Annotated in this window: 22 protein-coding genes and 1 pseudogene; 12 read left to right on the plus strand and 11 right to left on the minus strand. The window is 57.7% G+C overall.

Annotated elements, in window-relative coordinates:
* Nucleotides 1-45 precede the first annotated feature (45 nt).
* The 5 genes from mltG to fabD form a co-directional block, all read right to left on the minus strand.
* Nucleotides 46-1,359: an endolytic transglycosylase MltG gene (gene mltG / locus BLS30_RS17135; RefSeq protein WP_090230655.1), complete on the minus strand. Its 1,314-nt coding sequence runs from the start codon at nt 1,357-1,359 to the stop codon at nt 46-48.
* A 267-nt stretch (nt 1,360-1,626) separates the two neighbouring features.
* Nucleotides 1,627-2,889, minus strand: a complete 1,263-nt coding sequence (fabF, locus tag BLS30_RS17140; protein WP_090230658.1) for a beta-ketoacyl-ACP synthase II — start codon at nt 2,887-2,889, stop codon at nt 1,627-1,629.
* Between the two features lie 236 nt (nt 2,890-3,125).
* On the minus strand, nt 3,126-3,368 hold the full coding sequence (locus BLS30_RS17145) for an acyl carrier protein (protein ID WP_046478571.1): 243 nt from the start codon (nt 3,366-3,368) through the stop codon (nt 3,126-3,128).
* A gap of 333 nt (nt 3,369-3,701) precedes the next feature.
* Nucleotides 3,702-4,445, minus strand: a complete 744-nt coding sequence (gene fabG, locus BLS30_RS17150; RefSeq protein ID WP_090230661.1) for a 3-oxoacyl-[acyl-carrier-protein] reductase — start codon at nt 4,443-4,445, stop codon at nt 3,702-3,704.
* Between the two features lie 57 nt (nt 4,446-4,502).
* Nucleotides 4,503-5,450, minus strand: a complete 948-nt coding sequence (gene fabD / locus BLS30_RS17155) for an ACP S-malonyltransferase (RefSeq protein ID WP_090230663.1) — start codon at nt 5,448-5,450, stop codon at nt 4,503-4,505.
* A gap of 419 nt (nt 5,451-5,869) precedes the next feature.
* Here fabD and rpsF point away from each other — a divergent pair, with 419 nt between their 5' ends.
* The 12 genes and pseudogenes from rpsF to BLS30_RS17210 all read left to right on the plus strand — a co-directional run bounded on the left by rpsF (nt 5,870) and on the right by BLS30_RS17210 (nt 16,756).
* The gene (rpsF, locus tag BLS30_RS17160) at nt 5,870-6,364 is read left to right on the plus strand and encodes a 30S ribosomal protein S6 (protein ID WP_046478568.1); all 495 of its coding nucleotides are present in this window, start codon (nt 5,870-5,872) and stop codon (nt 6,362-6,364) included.
* A 3-nt stretch (nt 6,365-6,367) separates the two neighbouring features.
* On the plus strand, nt 6,368-6,607 hold the full coding sequence (gene rpsR, locus BLS30_RS17165) for a 30S ribosomal protein S18 (RefSeq protein WP_046478567.1): 240 nt from the start codon (nt 6,368-6,370) through the stop codon (nt 6,605-6,607).
* A gap of 128 nt (nt 6,608-6,735) precedes the next feature.
* Nucleotides 6,736-7,761 carry a DUF2232 domain-containing protein gene (locus tag BLS30_RS17170; protein ID WP_090230665.1) on the plus strand — a complete coding sequence of 342 codons (1,026 nt, stop codon included), beginning with the start codon at nt 6,736-6,738 and terminating at the stop codon, nt 7,759-7,761.
* A gap of 63 nt (nt 7,762-7,824) precedes the next feature.
* On the plus strand, nt 7,825-8,412 hold the full coding sequence (gene rplI, locus BLS30_RS17175; RefSeq protein ID WP_046478566.1) for a 50S ribosomal protein L9: 588 nt from the start codon (nt 7,825-7,827) through the stop codon (nt 8,410-8,412).
* A gap of 349 nt (nt 8,413-8,761) precedes the next feature.
* Nucleotides 8,762-9,184 carry a VOC family protein gene (locus BLS30_RS17180; RefSeq protein WP_090230749.1) on the plus strand — a complete coding sequence of 141 codons (423 nt, stop codon included), beginning with the start codon at nt 8,762-8,764 and terminating at the stop codon, nt 9,182-9,184.
* 140 nt (nt 9,185-9,324) lie between these two features.
* Nucleotides 9,325-9,420: pseudogene (locus BLS30_RS18060) on the plus strand (IS5/IS1182 family transposase); the annotation flags it as partial.
* Between the two features lie 102 nt (nt 9,421-9,522).
* Nucleotides 9,523-11,043 carry a replicative DNA helicase gene (locus BLS30_RS17185; RefSeq protein ID WP_076605327.1) on the plus strand — a complete coding sequence of 507 codons (1,521 nt, stop codon included), beginning with the start codon at nt 9,523-9,525 and terminating at the stop codon, nt 11,041-11,043.
* Nucleotides 11,040-12,218 carry an alanine racemase gene (alr, locus tag BLS30_RS17190; RefSeq protein WP_244512519.1) on the plus strand — a complete coding sequence of 393 codons (1,179 nt, stop codon included), beginning with the start codon at nt 11,040-11,042 and terminating at the stop codon, nt 12,216-12,218. Before BLS30_RS17185 ends, alr begins: the two co-directional genes overlap by 4 nt.
* Before the next feature lie 6 nt (nt 12,219-12,224).
* Complete coding sequence (gene radA, locus BLS30_RS17195) at nt 12,225-13,601, plus strand: DNA repair protein RadA (protein WP_046478564.1); 1,377 nt, start codon at nt 12,225-12,227, stop codon at nt 13,599-13,601.
* A gap of 61 nt (nt 13,602-13,662) precedes the next feature.
* Nucleotides 13,663-14,262, plus strand: a complete 600-nt coding sequence (locus tag BLS30_RS17200; protein WP_046478563.1) for a CvpA family protein — start codon at nt 13,663-13,665, stop codon at nt 14,260-14,262.
* A 166-nt stretch (nt 14,263-14,428) separates the two neighbouring features.
* Nucleotides 14,429-15,925, plus strand: a complete 1,497-nt coding sequence (gene purF / locus BLS30_RS17205; protein ID WP_046478562.1) for an amidophosphoribosyltransferase — start codon at nt 14,429-14,431, stop codon at nt 15,923-15,925.
* 60 nt (nt 15,926-15,985) lie between these two features.
* A complete protein-coding gene (locus tag BLS30_RS17210; protein WP_046478561.1) occupies nt 15,986-16,756 on the plus strand; it encodes an SDR family NAD(P)-dependent oxidoreductase in 771 nt (256 codons plus the stop codon).
* Here the strand turns inward: BLS30_RS17210 and BLS30_RS17215 are convergent.
* The 6 genes from BLS30_RS17215 to BLS30_RS17240 form a co-directional block, all read right to left on the minus strand.
* Nucleotides 16,748-17,548, minus strand: a complete 801-nt coding sequence (locus BLS30_RS17215; protein WP_046478560.1) for an MBL fold metallo-hydrolase — start codon at nt 17,546-17,548, stop codon at nt 16,748-16,750. The two genes, BLS30_RS17210 and BLS30_RS17215, sit on opposite strands and share 9 nt — an antisense overlap.
* Complete coding sequence (locus tag BLS30_RS17220) at nt 17,545-18,366, minus strand: TatD family hydrolase (protein ID WP_090230752.1); 822 nt, start codon at nt 18,364-18,366, stop codon at nt 17,545-17,547. The genes BLS30_RS17215 and BLS30_RS17220 overlap by 4 nt, the downstream gene beginning before the upstream one ends.
* 16 nt (nt 18,367-18,382) lie before the next feature.
* Nucleotides 18,383-20,002, minus strand: a complete 1,620-nt coding sequence (gene metG, locus BLS30_RS17225; RefSeq protein WP_090230672.1) for a methionine--tRNA ligase — start codon at nt 20,000-20,002, stop codon at nt 18,383-18,385.
* A gap of 83 nt (nt 20,003-20,085) precedes the next feature.
* Nucleotides 20,086-21,198: a DNA polymerase III subunit delta' gene (locus BLS30_RS17230; protein ID WP_090230674.1), complete on the minus strand. Its 1,113-nt coding sequence runs from the start codon at nt 21,196-21,198 to the stop codon at nt 20,086-20,088.
* A 4-nt stretch (nt 21,199-21,202) separates the two neighbouring features.
* Complete coding sequence (gene tmk / locus BLS30_RS17235; RefSeq protein WP_046478558.1) at nt 21,203-21,832, minus strand: dTMP kinase; 630 nt, start codon at nt 21,830-21,832, stop codon at nt 21,203-21,205.
* A 40-nt stretch (nt 21,833-21,872) separates the two neighbouring features.
* The gene (locus BLS30_RS17240) at nt 21,873-23,135 is read right to left on the minus strand and encodes a D-alanyl-D-alanine carboxypeptidase family protein (protein WP_082101155.1); all 1,263 of its coding nucleotides are present in this window, start codon (nt 23,133-23,135) and stop codon (nt 21,873-21,875) included.
* Nucleotides 23,136-23,140 lie beyond the last annotated feature (5 nt).

Here is a 23,140-nt window from a genome sequence, read left to right on the forward strand (position 1 = left end):
ACATGACAAATAATACGTATGCGCACCAATTCGGGACGCTGCGCCTCACCGCGGCTTGCGCACCGGAATAGGAACCGCGCCTGCAACCGGCAACGTCACAGCGGCGGTGCCGGGTTCAGCCGCAGCAGCTTGCGCGGCAACATTCGCATCGGCCTGATCCGATGCCTCAGCAGAATCCAAGCTATTAGCACCCTTCTCAGCGGCAGCGGCCTTCGCCTTCGCGCGGGCCTCACGCTCAATCTTCCGCCAGTCTGCGACAGCCTCGTTATGCTCTTGCAGAGTCTCGGAGAACGTATGCCCGCCAGTGCCATCAGCGACAAAATAAAGGTCTTTTGAATTTGATGGATTCAGCGCCGCTTTAATTGCATCGCGCCCTGGATTGCATATCGGCGTCGGTGGCAATCCAGAAATATGATACGTGTTGTAGGCTGTTTTTTCTTTGATATCAGAGCGATAAATCGGTCGCCCCAAGCTACCCTGACCACCGACAATACCATAGATAATTGTCGGATCTGACTGGAGCCGCATCCGTTTCCGCAAGCGATTGACAAACACTGCGGCCACACGATCGCGCTCATCTGGCTCACCAGTCTCCTTTTCGATAATCGACGCGAGAATGACAGCCTCTTCAGGTGAAGAAATCGGCAGATCAGCCTGCCTTGTTTCCCATGCTTCCATGAGAACCCGACGTTGCTCCGCGCGCATGCGATCAACCAACGCTTGGCGATCCATTCCGCGCGAATAAGCATACGTATCCGGCAGCAGCGATCCTTCAGCAGGAATAGCGGTGATCTCACCGGTTAGGTTCGTATCTGCCCTGATCCGCTCAACGATCTGCTGACTGGTCAGCCCCTCTGGGATCGTAAGCTTGTATTCAATCGCCCGTCCTTCCGAAAGTTCGGAAAGAACAGCGCGCATGCTTGCCGCCTTCTCAATCTCAAACTCGCCGGCCTTCAGATCTAACCGCTCGCCATTCAGCACGTTGCGTACGAGGTGGTTGATAATAAAGGTCCAACGGTTGGCGATGATCCCTTCGCGCTCCAGGCGGGTGGCAATCTCGATACGTCCCTCACCTCTCGGAATCACGATCGTACGCGACACCTCGAGCGGACCAGGGCTTTCAAACTGATGATTAAGCAGAAACATGGCGCCGACCAAAACCACCATCACGACAAGGAGGGTGGTCAAGACACCACTGATCACACGCACAAATCCGCTCAATGAACTGCGGCCGCGGCGATGTTTACGTCCACGTGGACGCTCGGGAGCTCGTGAAGGTTCCAGCATTTCAGCAGGACTGCGAGGTCTGATTGATCGGCCGCTAGAGGGCAATTCCGGTTCCAGGCGACGCATGCTCATCAAACGCTACCCTCCTTCTAAAGGACCCGGAAAATCTCTACGAGCGGTATCCTGGTCAGGCTGGTCGGCCCCGAACATACGCCAACGAAATATCACTCTTTACGCATCACAGGAGCGAAACCTGCCAATCTGCGAAAAGATTGTTGCGAGGAACCTAGCGTCAAATATGGCAAAACGTCGAACAAACGCACCAAGACGCAAACAGTGTCCAGGACCTGTTACATCCTTGCCGACAACGACGACACGCTGACCTGCGCGAAGACGCAGTTACGCGACTCGGCGCAGGATCAGAGAAGCATTGGTACCGCCAAACCCGAAGGAGTTGGACAAAACTGTATTGATTTCGATCTTCTTGGCCTCATGCGCCGCGAGATCAATCGCAGTCTCAACCGATGGATTATCAAGGTTCAGCGTAGGCGGCGCGACGTTGTCACGAATGGCAAGCGTCGAGAAGATCGCCTCGACAGCACCCGCAGCCCCGAGCAAATGCCCGATGGCAGACTTTGTCGACGACATCGTTAGCTTAGCGGCCGTATTGCCAAATAACCGCTCCACCGCACCAAGTTCGATCTCATCGCCCATAGGTGTCGATGTACCATGCGCGTTCACATAGTCGATATCCGACGCAGCCAGCCCTGACTTCTTCAAAGCCGCCTTCATGCACCGATACGCGCCATCTCCGTCTTCAGCCGGTGCCGTGATGTGATAGGCATCCCCCGACATGCCGTAACCAATGACTTCGGCGTAGATGTGTGCTCCGCGCGCCTGCGCATGTTCTAGCGTTTCGAGCACAACGATCCCGGCACCTTCACCCATCACGAACCCGTCGCGATCCTTATCATAGGGCCGCGAAGCTTTTTGAGGCGTATCGTTATACTGGGTCGAAAGCGCCCTGCAGGCCGCGAATCCGGCCATCGCAATGCGACAGATCGGGCTTTCCGTGCCTCCAGCAACCATGACCTCAGCATCGCCCAGCGCGATCAGGCGGGCCGCGTCACCGATTGCGTGCGCACCCGTCGAGCAAGCCGTGACGACTGCGTGATTGGGGCCCTTCAATTGATGTCTGATCGACACATAGCCGGATGCCAGGTTGATCAAACGACCGGGAATGAAGAATGGGCTAACGCGCCGCGGCCCCTTTTCCTTGAGCAGGATCGACGTATCCGCGATCCCGGATAGCCCGCCGATACCTGAACCAATAAGAACGCCGGATTGCTCCTGCTTTTCTTTGGTATCCGCCTTATATCCAGAATCGGCCAACGCCTGATCGGCAGCCGCCATAGCGTAGACGATAAAATCGTCTACCTTGCGCTGCTCTTTTGGCTCCATCCAATCGTCTGGATTAAACAGACCATCTTCCGTGGAACCTCTGGGAACGAAGCAAGCAATCTGCGAGGAAATGTCCGAAACTTCGAATTCCTCGATACGGCGTGCGCCGTTCTTCCCCTGAAGCAAACGCGACCAGGACGCCTCCACACCACAGCCGAGCGGCGTGACTAAACCGAGTCCTGTAATGACAACGCGGCGCATATTCGAATAACCCGATTGTCGTAAAATCTGCCGCTAAAACCGGCAGACAAATAGACCGATGCCGGTGCCCACGCAAATACCTATGAATGAATATACCCACCCGCTTAAAGCGAATAGAGCGTGGCACAGGCGCCTTGTGGACGGCCTTGTAAGCTTAACGGGCGGGGAACCTCGCACACGAGCGGCGCACCCCACCCCGCTATAAAATCCGACCGAAAAAACCCAATCGCGCCGTCTCAGGCTGCGCTTGCGTTCTTTTCCAGGAATTTAACGGCATCGCCGACCGTCAGAATGTGCTCTGCGGCATCATCAGGGATCTCGCAGCCGAATTCTTCCTCGAAGGCCATGACCAGTTCGACGGTATCCAGACTGTCAGCGCCCAAGTCGTCGATAAAGCTGGCGTTCTCGGTCACCTTGTCGGCTTCCACGCCCAGATGCTCCACGACGATCTTCTTTACGCGCTCTGCGACATCGCTCATCTTAAATCCTCTTGTCCTATTAGCTCATCATTAGGCTTTGTAGCCCGGAATTCGTACTTTGGGCTGGGACATTGCTATCCTCGGTACGACCGCCCTGCAGAGCGCAACCCGTTCACACGCGGTCGTCTGGATCTTCAGACCTTCCAAAAACCCCTCGCGACCAACACGGTCTCAGCCCATCTGTCAAACCGCCAAGCGACGGCTCGGTATCACACTTCCCCTGTATTGGCCAGCGACACAAAGTCGACGACGGCAGGCCATTTCTAATTGCGAATTCGATGATCGCAACCCTTAAAAATCGCGACAAAATTCGCTGCAGTGCACGGTAGCGGTTTAGGGCATCGCCATGCCTCCATTGACATGCAACGTCTGTCCCGTCACGTAACCGCCCGCGTTGCTCGCGAGATAGAGCGCTGCCGCGGCTATATCACTTGGCTCACCGAATCGCTGCGCTGGGATCATCTTGGCGATTTCTTCAGTCTGTTTTTCGTTCAGCACATCTGTCATCGCCGTCTTGATAAACCCTGGCGCAATACAGTTAGCCGTAATACCGCGCGATGCAACCTCGCGAGCCATTGACTTCGTCATACCAATGACGCCGGCCTTTGAAGCCGCATAGTTTCCCTGTCCCGGGTTACCGAACACACCCGATACGGACGAGATATTGATGATCCGCCCATACCCGGTTTTGTTGCGCATCATATGACGTGCCCCGGCACGCATCAGCATGAATGTCGACGTCAGATTGACCGCGATGACGTCATCCCACTGCTCATCTTTCATGACCATGAAGAGATTGTCTCGCGTCAACCCTGCGTTGTTGACAAGAATATCGAGCCGCCCCATCGCTGCGATCGCGTCGTCAACCAATTTGGCAACACTCTCGCGATCCGCGAGATCGCAAGGAAGAACATGAACGCGATCACCGAGTTCCGCCGCTAAAGCCTCAAGTTTATCTTTCTGTCGCCCGGATATCCCCACCACGGCTCCAGCTTCGTGAAACGCGCGGGCTATAGCCCCGCCGATTCCACCTGTTGCTCCCGTCACAAGGGCAGTCTTGCCGGTAAGATCAAACATCACGTCCTAATCGTCCTTTTTCGAAGTCTCGCAGCGCGTACACGAAGCGACCAATCCTTACAATCCAAGGGCAGTCCGCGCCGCCTCAATATCGGCAGGAGCACTGACGCTCATAGCCTTAATCGACTTGTCGATACGTCCACAGAGCCCCGCCAGCACTTTTCCGGCACCGATCTCGTAGACTTCGGTGATTCCATTTTCTGCCATGTAGGTAACAGTCTCGCGCCACCGAACCGTGCCGGTGACCTGTTCGACAAGTAGATTGCGGATATCTGCAGGCTCATTGACTGGGCCGGCAAGCACATTGGCAATCAAAGGCACCATCGGAGGCTTGATGTCGACTTGCGCCAGCGCTTCGGCCATGGCATCCGCTGCGGGTTGCATCATCTCACAATGGAACGGAGCCGAAACCGGCAACGGCACTGCACGACGCACGCCGTGCTTCTTACCGATCTCCGCAACCCTGTCGATCGCACTTTTGTGGCCCGACAGAACGACTTGCATAGGCTCATTGTCGTTTGCCACTTGGCAAACATCACCTTGCGCAGCCTCCGCCGCAACGGTCTGCGCAACATCGAGCCCAACACCGAGAAGAGCGGCCATGGCGCCCTGGCCAACGGGAACAGCCGCCTGCATAGCGAGCCCCCTAAGACGCAACAAACGCGCCGTATCCGCCAAACTGAAGGAGCCAGCAGCGGCTAAGGCACTGTATTCACCGAGAGAATGCCCTGCTACATAGCGAACCTTATCACGCAGATTCAGGCCGAAGTCCTTCTCCAACACCCGCATGACAGCCATAGACACAGCCATAAGGGCAGGCTGGGCGTTTTGAGTAAGCGTCAGTGTTTCCTTCGGGCCCTCAAAGATGACCTGAGAGAGCTTCTCGCCAAGTGCCTCGTCCACCTCAGCAAAAACTTCCGCCGCCGATTTAAAGTTTTCGGCAAGTTCTCGTCCCATTCCAACGTCTTGGCTGCCCTGGCCGGGAAATACGAATGCAACCGTCACAATAACGAGCTTCCTTCGGGCTGGGGCCATCACGGCCCTGTGAAATGTTTAATATCCGGCCGCGCTTAAGGCATGCGCAGTCGTGATCTGTCAAGCTGCAGCCGCCCGCGGGTTCCTTCAAACCTGCCTCTAACGCCGACACCCCCGCCCGCCTCATAAAGACGAAAGGTCCGCTGGGCTGCAAAGCAAATTAGTTGATGTTTCTCCAAACCCATGTATAAACCGCCCCTCTACCAGCTCCGGCTGGAGGCTGAATGGGAACGCCGAGTATTTGGCGTGAGGTATTTGCCTGTTTCCCAGTGTCTCCGCTCTCGTGGGTTTCTCTGGTGGGCCTTTCACGCTCGCAAACGAGCGGCCAGGGCCTGCAAGGGGCTTTGCGCCGGGACTGACAACATAGAAACAGAAGGGCCAGAAGCGGTATGCCGCTATACGAGCATATTTTTCTTGCGCGCCAGGACGTATCAAACGCCCAGGTCGAGCAACTCACAAAAGAATTCTCCGACATCATCACTGAAGGCGGTGGAAAGATCGCCAAGTCGGAGTATTGGGGCCTCAAAGCCCTCGCCTACAAGATCAAAAAGAGCCGCAAAGCGCATTACACGCTGCTCAACATCGAAGCTCCCCATGACGTGGTCGCTGAGATGGAGCGCCGCATGGGGCTATCGACCGACATCATCCGCTTCATGACCATCCGCGTCGAAGAGCATGAAACCGAGCCATCCGTGATGATGCGCAAGTCTGACCGCGACGATTCACGCGGTGGCCGCGGTGGCTTCCGCGGCCCACGTGGCGAAGGCGGCGGCTTCCGTGGCGGTGATCGGGGTGATCGCCCACCGCGCGGCGATCGTCCAGGCGGCCCGCGCGGCCCGCGCCCCCCTCGCGATGAACAAGCAAACTCTGGCTCGGAGGAATAAGAAATGGCTGCAGCAGGACCTCGCCGCCCGTTCCACCGTCGCCGCAAGACGTGCCCGTTTTCCGGCGAAAGCGCTCCAAAGATTGACTATAAGGACGTCCGTCTCCTCGGCCGTTACGTCTCCGAGCGCGGCAAAATCGTTCCGAGCCGCATTACCGCTGTCTCGGCAAAGAAACAGCGCGAACTGGCCAGAGCCATCAAACGCGCTCGCTTTCTGGGCCTTCTGCCCTACGTGATCAAGTAAGTCGGCTTATCAGCCGATAAACACCTGCAGGCGCTAAGCCTGCGAATTTAAAGCTACGGGTTGGGGCGGCGGTCATCCAAGATGTACAGCCGCCTCTAACCGCGTTTCAACCGCGGGACAGCTAAGCTGTGCAACTGATTCTCCTCTCTGGCATTGGCGCCGGACTGATTTCGGCAGTGACGTTCGCGTCCGCAACTACCGGCTCGCCGCTGATCCAGTTCGTGCTTTTCCTTCTTACTCCGCTGCCGGTTTATCTTGCTGGCCTGAGCGTGAGCTGGGTTGCCGCATCGGTCGCCGGATTAGTCGGAGGGATAGCGCTCGCAGTCTTTACGACTCCGGTAATCGGCATTGTCTTTGCCGCATCGCAGTTGGCCCCCGCTGGGATACTCAGCTACCTCTCCCAGCTTGCCCGCTCTGCAGGCCCCTCAGTCCCAGAACCAGCACCGAACCAGCCGCAAGCTCTCGAATGGTATCCTGTCGGTCGGCTCATCGTCTGGACAGCCTTGATCGCGATTGTGCTGTCGGTGGGCATGTTGATGCTCTTGGGCCAGGACGTGGACAGCCTAAAACGCGCACTCAGAGAGTTCATTCAGCGTGTCGTTGAACAGGGCATGCCCGATCAAGGCACAGTTAAGAGCGCCATATCGGATGCCGAGCTCGATACCATCACCGATATCAGCCTCAAATTGCTGCCCGCAATTACCGTGATGTCGATCATGGGAACGCTATTGTTCAATCTCTGGCTCGCGGGGCGCATCACGCTCGCCACCGGCCGCTTACGCCGCCCCTGGCCAGACTTGGCGACGATCACATATCCTTCTGGAATACCTCTCCTCCTGGCCATATCGGTCATTGGAGCCGCCTACGCGCCTGGAATGCTGGGCCTTTTTTCCTCCGCAGCAGCCGGCGCGATTTACTTCGCCTATATCCTCCTTGGATTGGCGATCCTCCACTACATCACGCGCGGAAATGCGTGGCGTCCACTGATCCTATGGTCGGTGTATTTCGCCTTCCTCGTGCTCAACACGGGATTCTCATTGATCCTTGTCGTGATGGCACTGCTCGAACCTTTCTCACCGATACGGCGAGACTTTTTGAGGCCGCCCTCCCCCCCGAAAAAACCACCGGGCCAGAAAGGCGGACCTCCAACCTGACGCATAAAAAACCTGCAAGCACATCAAGCGATTGCCTACCCGGCAGATTCGAAGGAGTAGAAAATGGAAGTCATTCTTTTACAGCGCATTGGACATCTCGGTCAGATGGGCGACGTCGTATCGGTTCGTGATGGATACGCCCGCAACTACCTGCTGCCGCAGAAGATGGCGCTACGCGCCAACAAGGAAAACCTGGCACAGTTCGAAGCCCAGCGCGTTCAGCTCGAAGCAAACAACCTTGAGCAAAAGAAAGAAGCTGAAGCCATCGGCGAAAAGCTCGCCGGCCAGTCTTTCATCGCGATCCGCCAAGCCGGCGACACCGGCCAGCTTTATGGCTCGGTCTCTCCGCGCGACATCTCAGACGTCATCACTGAAGGTGGTTTCACCATCGCGCGCCGTCAGGTCGTTCTCGAACGTCCCATCAAGGAACTCGGCCTTCATGACGTGACGATTTCCTTGCACCCGGAAGTTTCTGTGCAGGTGATGATCAACGTTGCCAGAACACAGGACGAAGCTGAGCGCCAGGCTCAGGGTGAAGACGTCACCGTCATCAAGGACGAAGCAATTGAACTTGAGACGTTCGACCCTGACGCCGAAGAGCACGGTGGAAGCTACGACGCAGAAGAATCTTCCGAAGAAGCCCGCGAATAGCCCTTGGCGCGCTCCAAGACTGTGCAGAAAAGAACGAGCGCCGACTTAGTCGGCGCTCGTTTTGATTCAGAGTAATGATCTAGGGTCAGGACCTATTAAACAGACTTCCACTATATCGTTAGGTTCCCCCAACAAGGACGTTCACTGAAATCATAGCGCCAACCGCGTTGCGTACGAGTGTGTGTTGACGCGGGAGCGGTCCTGTCCTTATCGTTATCACGTCTAAAACAGGTTAGGTTCGGGAAGGTTGGCCCGGCCCCCGCTTGGCGGGTCCTTCTGTCATCAAGGTGACGGCCCAAGACTATCAAGGCGTACGCATGGTGCGGACGCCGATAGAATGGGCATGGACATGAAACCACGTATTTCCGTTCTCACGCTTGGCGTCTCCAATCTCGAAAACTCGCTTTCCTTTTATCGTGATGGGCTTGGTCTGCCGACTGAGGGCGTCATTGGGCGCGAATTCGAGCATGGCGCGGTCGCATTCTTCAATCTCTCCGGTGGTCTGAAACTCGCCATCTGGGCGCAAGATGACCTTGCATATGACACGGGATTGCCCAAGCATCCGATTTGCACCACCGCTGGCAGCATCGGGCACAATGTTCTGCGCCGCGAGGATGTTGATGACATCATGCGCAAGGCCCAGCGTGCAGGGGCAGAGATTATCAAAGCACCACAGGATACCTTCTATGGCGGCTACGCAGGCTACTTTACTGATCCTGATGGACACCTATGGGAAGTAGTCTGGAATCCGCAGATGCTGCCGTCGGACTGATGCCACCGAAACATGCGCCCTGACTTTTTTGTCAGAAGGTCAAGGGCTGCATTGGCTTCACAGCGCGGCGAGGTCGAAGGCATCCTGCGAACCATGATGTCAAGTTGTACCAAAACGGCATAGCGTCAAAAAACCTGGTCGCCCGGCTAAAGGACTGGCGTCGTGTCGCAACGCGTTATGACCGATGCGGCGAATTGTTTTTGTCGGCGGTCTACATCGCCGCAACGGTCATCTAGCTTCAGCAGCTCTGTGCATATCTTGGATAAGCCGCTGTTGACGCCAACCGCTCCTACGATTCGCGAAGGACGCCACGGGGACGAGTCGAATACTCAAGGGGCATGACACAGACAGCCCTCCTCCCGACTGACAAACTCCGCGCCGCTGCCGGTTCCGAGGAACCTGTGCACTTTCGCCAAGCGCCCCACAACATTGAAGCTGAGCAAGCCCTGCTCGGTGCGATTCTCATCAATAAGGAAGCGCTAGACCGTGTCTCGGGCTTTCTGGAACCTGCGCATTTCTACGATCCCCTCCATGCGCAGATCTTTGAGACAATGTCGAAGCTGATCCATGCGGGGAAAGAAGCCACCCCGATTACGCTCAAGACGTTCTTTGAAAACCTTGAGCCGATCGACGTTGATTTGACGGTTCCCCAATACCTCGTACGGTTAGCAGCCAATGCCACCACCGTAATCAATGCGCACGACTACGCACGCACCGTTTATGATCTCGCCATCCGCCGACAGCTGATTCTCATCGGCGAGGATATGGTCAATGTCGCTTTCGATAGCTCCGTCGATCAGACACCGACTAAGCAGATCGAAGAGGCCGAGGGCCGCCTCTACGAATTGGCCGAACCATCAAAATACGGCCAGGGTTTTCTGAATTTTTCGACCGCGCTCACCCAAGCCGTCGATATGGCCAACTCTGCGCGGATGCGCGGCGATCGGCTGTCCGGCTTGCCCTCTGGCCTTATCGATCTCGACGCCATGATGGGCGGCCTCCAGCCCTCCGACCTCATCGTGCTCGCCGGCCGGCCGTCTATGGGCAAAACAGCGCTCGCCACCAATATCGCGACGAACGTCGCGAGCGCAAAGCGCTTACATCGCCTGCAAACCAATCCCAATGCGCCCGTAGAGGACGCCGTAGTGGGTTTTTTCTCGCTGGAAATGTCGGCGGAACAGCTGGCCTCTCGTATTCTGTCCGAACAGGCTGAAATCCCTTCCAACAAGATTCGCCGCGGGCAGATCGACGAGGAAGAGATGAAGCGGCTGATCCAGGCGTCGCAAGCGCTATCGCAAGCCCCGCTGTTCATCGACCAGACCGGCGGCATCTCAATTGCGCAGTTGTCCTCACGAGCGAGAAAACTGAAGCGTCAACACGGCCTCGATCTGTTGATCGTCGACTATATCCAGCTGCTCTCTGGCTCCGCCGCCAAAGCTGCCGCAGGCCGTGTGCAGGAGGTCACGGAAATTACAACCGGCCTTAAAGCGCTCGCAAAAGAGTTGGAAGTACCAATCATCGCCCTGTCGCAGCTCTCGCGTCAGGTCGAAACCCGCGAAGACAAACGCCCGCAACTTTCCGACCTTCGCGAATCGGGCTCGATCGAACAGGACGCCGACGTGGTGTTATTTGTCTTCCGAGAAGAATACTATGTCCAACGGAGTGAACCGTCCGTCAGCGATGTCGAAGCTCATCTCAAGTGGCAAACCGAGTTAGAGGCTGTACAAGGAATTGGCGAAGTGATCATCGGCAAGCAACGACATGGTCCCACGGGCACGGTACGGCTGCAGTTCACCGGTGAATTCACGCGCTTTGACAATCTCGATCGCCATCACCCATTGGCAGGAAAGACGGATTGACGCGACTCTGGCCCGATCTAATGCCCTCAAACAGTAATGCGTTTTTCGCCGCAGCGCCTCCCGAGGCCCCCGGCATCCTTGCAATCGATCTGGACCAACTCGCTGCCAACTGGCAGGCCCTGCGTGATTACGTAGCGCCAGCGCAGTGCGCGGCTGTTGTGAAAGCAGATGCATACGGATTGGGAGCAGATCGCGTAATCCCAGCCCTCGCCGCCGCGGGCTGCCGCGTGTTTTTTGTCGCGACTTTGGCCGAAGCGCGTCAGGCACGGACGCTCGCCCCCCAAGGGAACATCCTCGTTCTCGATGGCATCACACCGGGCGCATCCGAAGCTTATACGCAGATCAACGCCTGGCCGGTCCTCTCAAGTCTGGCTGAAATCAAGGAGTGGGGCCAAGAGGGCGTCCAGCGCGGATCCCCTGCGCCCTGTGCGTTGCATATAGATACCGGGCTCAATCGGCTTGGGATGAGCGAGCCTGAGATTCGAGCGCTCGCCGGAGACACGCATCTGCTTGGCCGACTCGATATCCGCCTCGTGATGAGTCACTTGGCCTGTGCTGATGAGCCCGACCATCCCAAAAACGCGAAGCAGCACGACGTCATGCGCCAACTTCGTCCGCTGCTGCCCAACGCCGCCACAAGCCTCGCCGCTTCTGACGGCATCATGCTCGGGCCAAACTTCCATTTTGACTTGGTGCGTCCAGGCTACGCCCTGTACGGCGGCCAAGCCTCGAAAGGCAGGCCGGCGCCAGTCAAACCGGTTGTCCAATCCTTCGCGCGTGTTCTTCAGGTCCGCGACCTCGCTCCGGGGGCCACCGTTGGCTACTCAGCGAGCTACAGCGCCGAACAGCCACGCCGCATCGCAGTGATCGCTGCTGGATATGCCGACGGATTTTTCCGTCACCTCAGCGCCGCTGCCGGCGAAACTGGGGGCTTCGTCGCCTTCTCAGGCAAACGCGCGCCTGTGGTGGGCCGTGTTTCGATGGACCTCATAACCACAGACGTCACCGCATTTAACGATCCGTCAGTCGTCCGCGGCGACTGGGCAGAAATCCTGGGCCCGACCATCACCCTTGAAGAGATGGGGGCCGCAGCAGGCACAATCGGCTACGAGACCCTCACGCGTCTCGGCCGCCGGTTCCATCGGGTCTACCTCGAGCGTGACGGAGACATCTAAGCAGCCATGGCACGTGCCGCCAAAACCGTCTTCGTTTGCCAGAACTGCGGCGCGACCGCCCCGCGCTGGGCGGGCAAATGCGCGTCATGCGAGGAATGGAATACGCTTGTTGAGGAAACTGATACCGGGCCCCCACCCGGCAGCGGTTTGACCAAAGCAAGCAAAGGCCGGGCGATCACCCTAGAGTCGCTCAAGGGCTCTTCCAAGCGGACCCCGCGAATCCCCACTGGCTTAGAGGAACTCGACCGCGTAACCGGTGGAGGCTTGGTTCCCGGCTCGGCATTGCTCATTGGCGGCGAGCCCGGCATCGGAAAATCGACGCTTCTGTTACAGCTCGCCTCAGCCATCGCGCAACGTGGTGGACGCAGCCTGTATTTCTCTGGCGAAGAAGCTATCGATCAGGTCAGGCTCCGCGCAGAACGCCTCGGACTCGCCGAAGCCCCGGTCGGACTAGCGGCGGAAACTCACCTTTCGACGATCCTGGCGACGTTGGATGCAGAACCTTCCGCGCAACTGATCGTCATCGATTCGATTCAGACGCTCTGGTCGGACACGCTCGAAGCAGCGCCCGGGACCGTCAGCCAAGTCCGCGCGGCAACCCAATCCCTTATTCGTCACGCCAAGCGCCACGGCGCCACACTACTCCTCGTCGGTCACGTCACAAAGGAAGGCCAAATCGCAGGCCCCAAAGTGATCGAACACATGGTCGATACCGTGTTGTACTTCGAAGGTGAGAGCGGCCACCCGTTCCGCATTCTGCGTGCGGTCAAGAATCGCTTCGGCCCGACCGACGAAATTGGCGTCTTTGAAATGGCTGGCGAAGGCCTCCGTCAGGTCAAGAACCCGTCGGAATTGTTCCTCGGTGACCGTGACGCCAGCGCGCCCGGCACAGCAGTCTTTGCCGGGATAGAAGGCACAAGACCCCTGCTGGTCGAGATACAAGCACTCGTCGCGCCCTCGGCGCTGGGAACCCCGCGCCGCGCCGTTGTCGGCTGGGACAGCAACAGGTTGTCGATGCTGCTCGCCGTTCTGGACGCACGGTGCGGTGTCTCGTTTGCGCAAAACGACGTTTATCTGAACGTCGCCGGAGGCCTTAAAATCACAGAACCCGCCGCCGACCTTGCTGCCGCAGCCGCGCTGCTATCGTCATTTTCCGGCAAACCCCTACCACCGGAAACCGTCTATTTCGGTGAAATATCGCTGTCAGGCGCCGTCCGAGCCGCCGCCAACACCGCAGGACGTCTGAAAGAATCTCAAAAATTGGGATTTTCTAGTGCGGTCATCCCGGCCTTGGGTGAAATCGAAGCGACCGGCATTTCTCTGGACTTGAGCCGGCTCTCGCACCTCAAGATGCTTGCGGAAAGGGTTACGGCGTGCGACTGAGACTAAACAGGGTTAAGCGGCACGTGGGCCGGAGTTCTAGGCCCAGTGGAGAGAAGCAAGAATGATCGGGCCTTTGACGTACCTCGATGCCGGGGTAATCGCGATCGCCTTTATATCGGGGCTGCTCGCCCTTTATCGCGGACTCACGCGCGAACTTCTGGCCATCCTGTCGTGGATCATCGCGGCCGTTGCCGTTCTCTACTTCATCCTGAATCACCGCCAATTCGCAACGGAAGTAGCCGAGCAGATGGGCGCTCAGCTCATCATCGCACAAGCCGTTATTGGCGTTCTGCTGTTCCTGATCGTGCTGATCGTGGTCCATCTGGTTACCGCACGCATTTCCGACTCCATTCTCGATAGCCAAGTCGGCATGATTGACCGGATTCTTGGCTTCGTATTCGGCCTCGTACGGGGCTTTATCCTGGTAGTGATCCCGTTCATGCTGGCACTGCACTTCTACCCAAAAGAAGAGCAGCACCCGGACTGGCTCGCCAAGTCAATCACCCGGCCCTACTTGCTCTCAACTGGGGAAGCTCTCCAGTCGATGCTCGTTGCCTATGTTGTACCGGTCATAGATCGCGCAACGAATAAGCAAGACGAAGCGTCGCACCAGCAAGACAGTTCCATCGAAATTCGGGGCGACGAAGCGCAAAAAGGCTAGGTGCGCAGGCCTAGGGGCCTGTTGCAGTGCAAAAAAGAACTGGAAAAGTACACAGTTTTTCATATATCCGTCACAGAAGCGGTGGCGCAGCCATGAGCGGGCTGGTACCTCAAGCCATTGTGACGATCAGTTTGTGCGGCAACGGATGCGATCGCGGGAGGCAGCCATGACGTGCGACGACAACGTCGGAGCAGCGGAAACCCAATGGGATTCCGGATATTCTCGATACGGCGACGACAGACTTCGCGAGGAATGCGGGGTCTTTGGAATTTTGGGACATCCTGATGCCGCCGCCTTGACGGCCCTCGGCCTCCATGCCCTCCAGCATCGCGGACAGGAGGCGGCCGGGATCGTCACCTACGACGGCCATCAATTCCATTCGGAGCGCCGCCTCGGTCTCGTCGGAGACAACTTTAACAAAGGCAGCGTCATCAAACGTTTGATGGGCTCCATGGCCGTAGGCCACAACCGCTACTCCACCACAGGCAACACCCTTATCCGCAACGTACAACCGCTTTTCGCCGATCTTGATACAGGCGGTTTCGCGCTAGCGCACAACGGCAACCTTACAAACGCTCTCACCTTGCGCCGAGACCTCATCTCCTCCGGCGCCATCTGCCAGTCCACCTCGGACAGCGAGGTCATTCTTCACCTCCTCGCCCGCTCGAACAAACGTCGTATCGTCGAACGTTTTGTCGATGCCATCCGCCAGATCGAAGGCGCTTACGCGCTGGTCTGCCTCACCAACGATATGATGATTGGCGCACGTGATCCCATCGGCATCCGGCCACTCATAATCGGCAAGATCGACGGTTGTTATGTTCTTGCCTCCGAGACCTGTGCCCTCGACATCGTCGGCGCTAAGTTCGTGCGCGAAGTCGAGAATGGCGAAGTCGTCGTCATCACCGAGGCCGGTCTGGAAAGCCACCGCCCGTTCCCGCGCCGTCCAGCGCGTCCCTGTATCTTCGAATACATCTACTTCGCACGACCTGACTCAATCGTCGGCGGGCGTTCTGTCTATGACATCCGCAAGCAGATGGGCGTGCAGTTGGCGATCGAATCTCCTGCGGATGCCGATATCATCGTCCCGATCCCGGATTCCGGCGTACCAGCCTCGATTGGGTACGCACAGCAATCAAATCTGCCCTTCGAACTCGGCATAATTCGTAATCACTACGTCGGACGCACCTTCATTGAGCCAGAACAGCGAATTCGCGCACTGGGCGTGAAACTGAAACACTCCGCCAATGCGTCGATTATCAGCGGCAAGAGCATTGTTCTCATCGACGACAGCGTCGTCCGCGGCACCACATCCAAGAAGATCGTGCAGCTGATGTACGAAGCCGGCGCGCGCGAAGTGCACATGCGCATCGCCTGCCCACCCATCACACATTCCGACTATTACGGCATCGACACGCCAAGCACTGAAGAGCTACTTGCAGCGAAATTCGATGTCGAAGGAATGCGCAAGTTCATGGGCGCCCATTCGCTCGCGTTCCTTTCGATCGACGGTATTTATCGCTCAGTCGGTTTCGAAGGCCGCGATCCAAACGCCCCGCAGTTCACGGACCACTGCTTGACGGGCGAATATCCAACGCCTCTGACAGATCAGACTGGCGATCCCGCCGCCCGCCAGCTATCACTTCTCGCCGAAGTGAGCTGAGCCCAAGCAGCCGAACGGCATAAGCCATCGGCTGCCACATCCATTACCACGGAACACTGCGTGACCAGCCAATCGGAAACACCCACGGACGGCGAACAGCCGAACCGCATAGCCCTCGTGACTGGCGCAACACGCGGCATCGGCCGTGCAGTCGCTATCGCCCTCGCGGCCGAAGGCTTGCATGTGATCATCACGGGTCGAGTGACTAGCGCGCTTGAGGAAACTGACGACGCCATACGCGCCGCTGGCGGAACAGCAACACTCATCCCCCTCAATCTGCAGCAAACCGAACGGATTGATGCGCTGGGCCCGACGCTTTATCAGCGCTTCGGACGCCTCGATGTCCTCATTGCCAATGCAGGCTTGCTCGGGCCGCTCTCTCCCTTGCCACATGTCACAATGGATGCCTGGGCGCGCGTGCTTGAACTGAACCTAACTGTGAACTGGCAGCTCATTCGCACGCTCGATCCGCTGTTGCGTCGCTCAGACGCTGGCCGGGCCGTGTTCGTAACGTCAGGCGCCGCTAAGGCGAAGAACGCGTACTGGGGCCCCTACGCCGTCTCCAAAGCCGGCTTGGAAGCTCTAGCGAAAACCTACGCGCGGGAAATGGTCAACACGAACGTACGTGTGAACCTCATCAATCCCGGTCCCATCCGCACCCAAATGCGCGCCAAGGCTTTTCCGGGTGAAGATCCTGCGACGCTCTATACGCCGGAGGACATCGCACCGCTGTTTGTTGAATTGGCGAGCCCAGAGTGCACGGCAAATGGTGAAATCTTCGACGGCCCCGGTTGGTTGCGCCAACACGTCGGCACCAAATCTTCAGCCTGAAACCTCGAACACCATCCCATCGAAGGCCGGCTCTACGTTGTCCGGCAACGAGCGCTTGAGCGCGTCGTAATCGAGATCCGTTGTCATATGCGTGAGGATCGTGCGCTTTGGCTTGAGCCGCTCCGCCCATTCCAATGCACGGCGAACGTGAAAATGGCTGGGGTGAGGATCGTACCGCAGCGCATCCACCACCCACACATCAAGATCTTCGAGCATTGGGATGGAAGCATCCGGAATATCGGACACGTCAGGTGAATATCCGAACCTGCCGAAGCGGAAGCCGAGGCTCGGAATATCGCCATGCACCTGCGGAATGCAGAGGGCTTCGATCTTCCCGCCTTTCCCGTCAACAACGACTTTGCCTCCTGCCACGATGTCATGCGGATCGAGGATAGGCTGATAGCCGGAATCGGGCTTGGTCTCGAAGCAGTAGCCAAATCGAGACCTTAAGCTGTCGCGAGTGAGCGCATCGAAATAAACGTCCACGCGCTTTTTCATGGAATAGCAGACCATGCGCAGGTCATCGATCCCATGCGTATGGTCGGCATGGTCGTGAGTGTAAAGAACTCCGTCGATCGATGAGACGCGCGCATCGATCAACTGTTCGCGCAGGTCCGGCGGCGTATCGACAAGTACGCTCGTGCGGCCTCGTTTACTGAACCGATCAACGAGGATCGCGCACCGCCTTCTGCGGTTTTTCGGATTGGAAGGCTCACACCGCCCCCAGTTCGGCCCGATGCGCGGCACACCGCCTGACGGGCCGCACCCCATAATCGTAACCCGTATGCTCATTGTGGAGGCGCACCCTTCAACAAAGAAGGATCGAGCTCCTCAGGAGGCTGCGCTTTGGTGTAAAGCCTGAAAAAATTCTCCGTTGTGGCCGCAGCGAGTTCCGTAAGAGTAATACCGCGCGCTTCAGCCACTGCCGCTGCGGTATGCACGACATAAGCCGGCTCATTGGTTTTACCGCGATAAGGAACTGGCGCGAGATACGGAGCGTCCGTCTCAACAAGGATCCGGTCAAGCGGCAACTCTGCAGCTAGCGCCCGCAACGCCTCCGACTTCTTAAAGCTCACCACGCCCGAGAACGAGACGTACAGGCCAAGATCAACGGCCCGCATAGCCAAGTCGCGCCCACCGGTGAAGCAATGCAGAACGGCTGGAAACGCACCCTGTGCATGCTCATCCGCCAGGATTGTTGCTGTATCCTCATCAGCATCACGGGCATGAATCTCGAGCGGCAATCCCGTTTCGCGCGCCGCCCGAATATGCCGCCGAAACCCTTCTGCCTGCCCCTGTGCACTGGAGTGCTGATAGTAATAGTCGAGGCCCGCTTCGCCGATGGCCACGCACTTCGGATGTTGCGCTAAGCGGATGATGTCCTCGACCGGAATATCGAGTTCCTCATCCGCATTGTGCGGATGCGTTCCGACGGAGCAATAGACGTCCTTATACGTCTCGGCGATCACCCGAATGCGATCGAACTGACGAATGCGCGTCGAGATCGACACCATCGTGCCGACGCCCGCCGCTTTCGCGCGTCCGATAACGCCGTCGAGATCTTCTGCAAACTGCGGGAAATCAAGATGGCAATGATGATCTACGAGCATCGCTGCGTTGGTCACGTCAGCCCCGTTCCTTGTTCTTTTTGGACTTTCCATTACCGTCGGACGGCTTCTCCTGCCCCTCCCGCTTCGCCTGTTCCTCAGGACTCACATAGCGCGGGAACACACCTGCTGGCGGTGGCAACGATAATCCGGACGCAAGCCGGCCGCTCTCGCCCAATTGGCTGAAGCTCCGTTGATCTTCACCGAGCCCCAGTTGGTCAAGCAGTTTGGCGCACGATTCCGGCATCGCCGGCTGCGCCAGGATAGCAACCTGCCGCACAACCTCGACCGTGACGTAAAGGATCGTCTCCATGCGCGCGAAATCAGATTTCTTCTTCGCCCATGGCTCTTGGCTGGCAAAATACCGGTTGGCCTCTGCAACGACTGCCCACACGGCGTCGAGGTATTTCTTTAGGCCCTGCAGCTCCATCGCTTCGCGAGCCTTCGCGTACATCCCGTCCGCCACCGAGAGAATAGCGCGATCCTCTTCCGTCAAAGCACCTGGTGTCGGCACCCGGCCCTCGCAGTTTTTCGCGATCATGGACAGCGAACGCTGCGCCAGGTTGCCAAGGTCATTCGCCAGATCAGCGTTGGTCCGGTTGATGATCGCTTCTTCGCTGTAGCTCCCATCCTGCCCAAACGCGACCTCGCGCAGCAGAAAATAGCGAAGCTGATCGAGGCCGAACGTAGAGACGAGATCGTGCGGATCGGCAACGTTGCCAACCGACTTCGACATCTTCTCACCTTTGTTCAGAACCATCCCGTGCGCAAAGACACGGCGTGGAGGCTCCACCCCAGCCGACATGAGAAACGCGGGCCAGTAGACCGCATGAAACCGCAGAATGTCTTTGCCGATGACATGCACGTTCGCCGGCCAGAACTTCCATTTAGGGTCTGCTTCATCAGGAAAACCAACGCCCGTGATGTAGTTGGTCAGCGCATCGACCCAGACATACATGACATGCTCGGGATGCCCGGGCACCGGCACACCCCAATTAAACGTTGTGCGCGAAATCGAGAGGTCTCTGAGCCCACCTTTGACAAAGCTCAAAACCTCATTCCGACGCTCAAGCGGAAGAATGAATTCGGGATTTGCTTCGTAATAAGCGAGGAGCCTATCCTGATAGGCCGACAGCCGGAAGAAGAAGGTTTCCTCCTCCACCCACTCAACCGGAGTGCCCTGCGGCGACAGCTTCGTACCGTCCTCTGTGACAGACAATTCGCCTTCATCGTAGTACGCCTCATCGCGCACCGAGTACCAGCCTGCATAGCGGCCAAGATAGATGTCGCCGTTCGCCTCCAACCGCCGCCACATCTCCTGGCTGGCGCGATGATGACGCTCTTCACGTGTCCGAATGAAATCGTCGTTGGAAATGTTCAACGCTTCGGCCATCGCACGAAACAACGGCGTGTTGCGGTCGGCAAGTTCCGCAGGCGTCATGTTCTGGTTACGCGCCGTCTGCACCATCTTGATGCCGTGCTCGTCCGTCCCAGTCAGAAAATAGACTGGCCGCCCATCGAGCCGCTCAAAACGGGCAATCGCGTCCGTTGCGATAGCCTCGTAGGCATGCCCAATATGCGGAGCGCCATTTGGGTAGGAAATCGCTGTCGTAATGTAAAATGGCGTGGCAGAGCCCATGAATTATCCTCTTGAGATCGAGCTGTATCGACCTGTTGCTGGTGGCCCATTCACCGCCACCCACTGAACGAAGCCCGATTGCCCTAGCGGCGTACCGTCTGCTCGATACGCAATATCGTATCGAGAATCAAAGCCTTCCGGTCCAGATTGAGCGCTAGCGCCTCGGCCCTTTCGCGCGTGATTGTTTCCCACAAGGCCGCCCAAGTGGCAAGTTGCCCGTCCTTAATCAGGCGCTGGGCCAGGGTGAGATCGCGATCGCTCCCCTCGCTTGTGGCCCCGGCACGAATTAGTCGGGCCAAATAGTCCTGAAGTAAGTCAAAGAACAGCCCGAAACGCTGCTCAGCCGCCGGTGTTCCTAAGCTCTCTGCAAGATCATGGACCGCCCCCCAGGAAATCGTGGGCAGACCCGCAATCAAACTCTCGACCGAGCGGAACACCTCTAGGCCCTTGTCTCCTTCAAGCCCCAGAACACGGCGCACACTACCTTGACCGATTGCCAGTAACTGCGGCCATTGATCTGCATCTGGTTCACGTTGCTCTGCGCTCGCCAACGCCTGCCGCACGGCCGCCTGTAACGGCTCAGCCCCAAGCGGCTGCAAATCGAGCCGCCGGCACCGAGAGCGGATTGTCGTCGGCAAGCGTCCAGGCTCTGAAGAAATAAGGAGAAAGACCGTGCGTTCTGGAGGCTCTTCCAGAGATTTCAAAATGGCGTTGGCCGCGTTGATGTTCAACTCGTCCGCTTGATCGACAATAACGACGCGCCAACCACCCGCCGAGCGATGCGAGAGAAATCCCCTCAGTCGGCGCACTTCATCGATTGGAATGCTAGCGGTGAACCGCTTCGTCTTAACGTCATAGACGCGCCGGATCACGAGCAAGCCCGGATGAGACAGCGCTGTCACCTGTCGCGCTGCAATGCTTCCTGATCTGACACTCAAACCACCGGGCTCACGTTCTTCCGGCTCAGCCAACGCATAACGTGCGAACCGATAAGCTAACGTCGCCTTCCCGATACCCTGCGGCCCCGTGATTAGCCAACCGTGATGCAACTTGCCTTGGTTTAACGCCACGGCCAGTTCTTGCTGCGCGCCCTCATGGCCAAAAAGCAAAGCGGTCTCGCGCGGATGCGCGTAACCTTCCAGCCGATCCGCCTCCGGCAGATACTCAATATCTTGAACAACAGGGGCCCGCGCCATCGTCTTATCCGGCCGTCGCAATCAAACGTTCGGTAACGGCCTTCCACACGGCCTCAGCCACCTCGGCTTCCGGTTCGGCACCGTTCAGAACGACGCAACGGTCCTTCTCGGCCATTGCAAGGTCAAGAAACCCTTGTCGGACCTGTTCATGCTGCGCGAGACTCGCTGCATCAAAGCGCGTAAGGCCGCCGCGGGCCTGCGCACGTTCCATACCCACCTTCGCCCCAACATCAAGGACCAATGTGAGATCGGGAAACCACGGCGTCACTGTCTGCTGCTCGATGGCACGGATAAAAGCCTTATCGATGCCGCCGATATCGCCCTGATACACCCGGCTTGAATCGATATAGCGATCACAGACCACCCACGTGCCAGCTCCCAGCGCTGGCGCAATGGTCACAGCGATATGCTCCGCACGCGCCGCAGCGAAGAGCAAGAGTTCCGTCACCGCCGCTGCCGGTCGGTCGCTAAGCACAAGATCCCGAATCTTTTCTGCCAGCGGGGCGCCACCGGGCTCACGTGTTACAATTGTGCTGATATTAGCCGCACCGAGGCGTTCGGCCAGTTGACGCGCTTGCGTCGACTTGCCCGATCCTTCACCGCCCTCGAAGGTGATGAGCTTACCCGTTGTCATCGCCCCATCCGGGGCGCCTTCATACGCCCGCACCCGCTGTTCACGTTCCTCCGATCAACTCGGAAGCTTGATCGGCGACCCAGCGGAACGCCATCACGGCCAGCGAGTCAAGTCCACGCCATGCAATCGAGGCCTCATCGACATCCTCCGCCGCATACAAAGGCACTTCATTGACGGTATTTGAAGCACTTGTGACCCGAAGAACCGCAACGCGATCCCCCTGTTTGATAGGGGGCTTGAGAGGGCCGGTATAGACAATTTCCGCCCTCAACCGAGACGATTCTTCCGACTTCGGAATGAGAATCCCAATTGGTCCGTTGCCGGTGAGTGGCACGTAGTATTTCTCGCCACCCCAAACTCGAGCCGACCCAACAATCTCGCCAGAATCGAACAGCTTGTACTTCGAGAAATTTTGAAAGCCCCATCCTAAGAGCTTTTGCGCTTCGGACCGCCGCGCCGTACTGCTTGCTAATCCATGGACAACCACGATAAGGCGCCTGCCATCTTGAACCGCCGAACCCGCCAGACCGTATCCCGACTCTTTTAAATGCCCCGTCTTGAGGCCGTCTGCACCAATATCGAGAGACAAGAGCGGATTGCGGTTGAAGAACTTGTAAGGCTGCCGACGCCCTTCAGGCTGGTAGGGAAAACGCCGCTCGCCGAACCAACCATAGTATTCGGGATAGGTCTTGATAAGAAACTGAGACAACAACGCGATCTCTCGGGCCGTCATCAACTGATCAGGATGAGGCAAGCCCGTCGGATTGCCGAACGTTGACTTCTTAAGGCCAATTTTCCGCGCTTCTTCCGTCATCAATTTTGCAAAGGCAGCTTCTGATCCGGACATGCCTTCCGCAATGACGATAGCGGCGTCATTGCCCGACTGGATGATCAGGCCCTTGAGCAGATCCTCAATGGTCACTTGAGAGTTCAGCGGCGCGAACATCGCGGACGTGCCAGACGGCGCCCCTCCCGTACGCCAAGCATGTTCGCTCACAGGAAATGTATCCGTGAGCGACAACCGCCCTTCCCTCAAGGCACGGAAAACCACCGCCGCGGTGACAAGCTTCGCCATACTAGCCGGCGGAGCCAGAACATCAGCATTGTGCTGGAAAAGAACTGCACCGCTGTCGGCGTCGATAAGAATTGCTTGCTTAGCAACTGTCCGAAATTCACTGGCCGAAGAGCCAGTTGGCGCAACAGCAAGCAAACTAACGAAAAAAACAAATCCCAAAAAAACAAAGCGCGTCAAAATTTCTCCCCGCGAGGCGTCGACCGTGATTTTACAAGCAGATTTTGTCATCAGCC

The organism is Filomicrobium insigne, from assembly GCF_900104305.1.
Lineage (GTDB): Bacteria > Pseudomonadota > Alphaproteobacteria > Rhizobiales > Hyphomicrobiaceae > Filomicrobium > Filomicrobium insigne.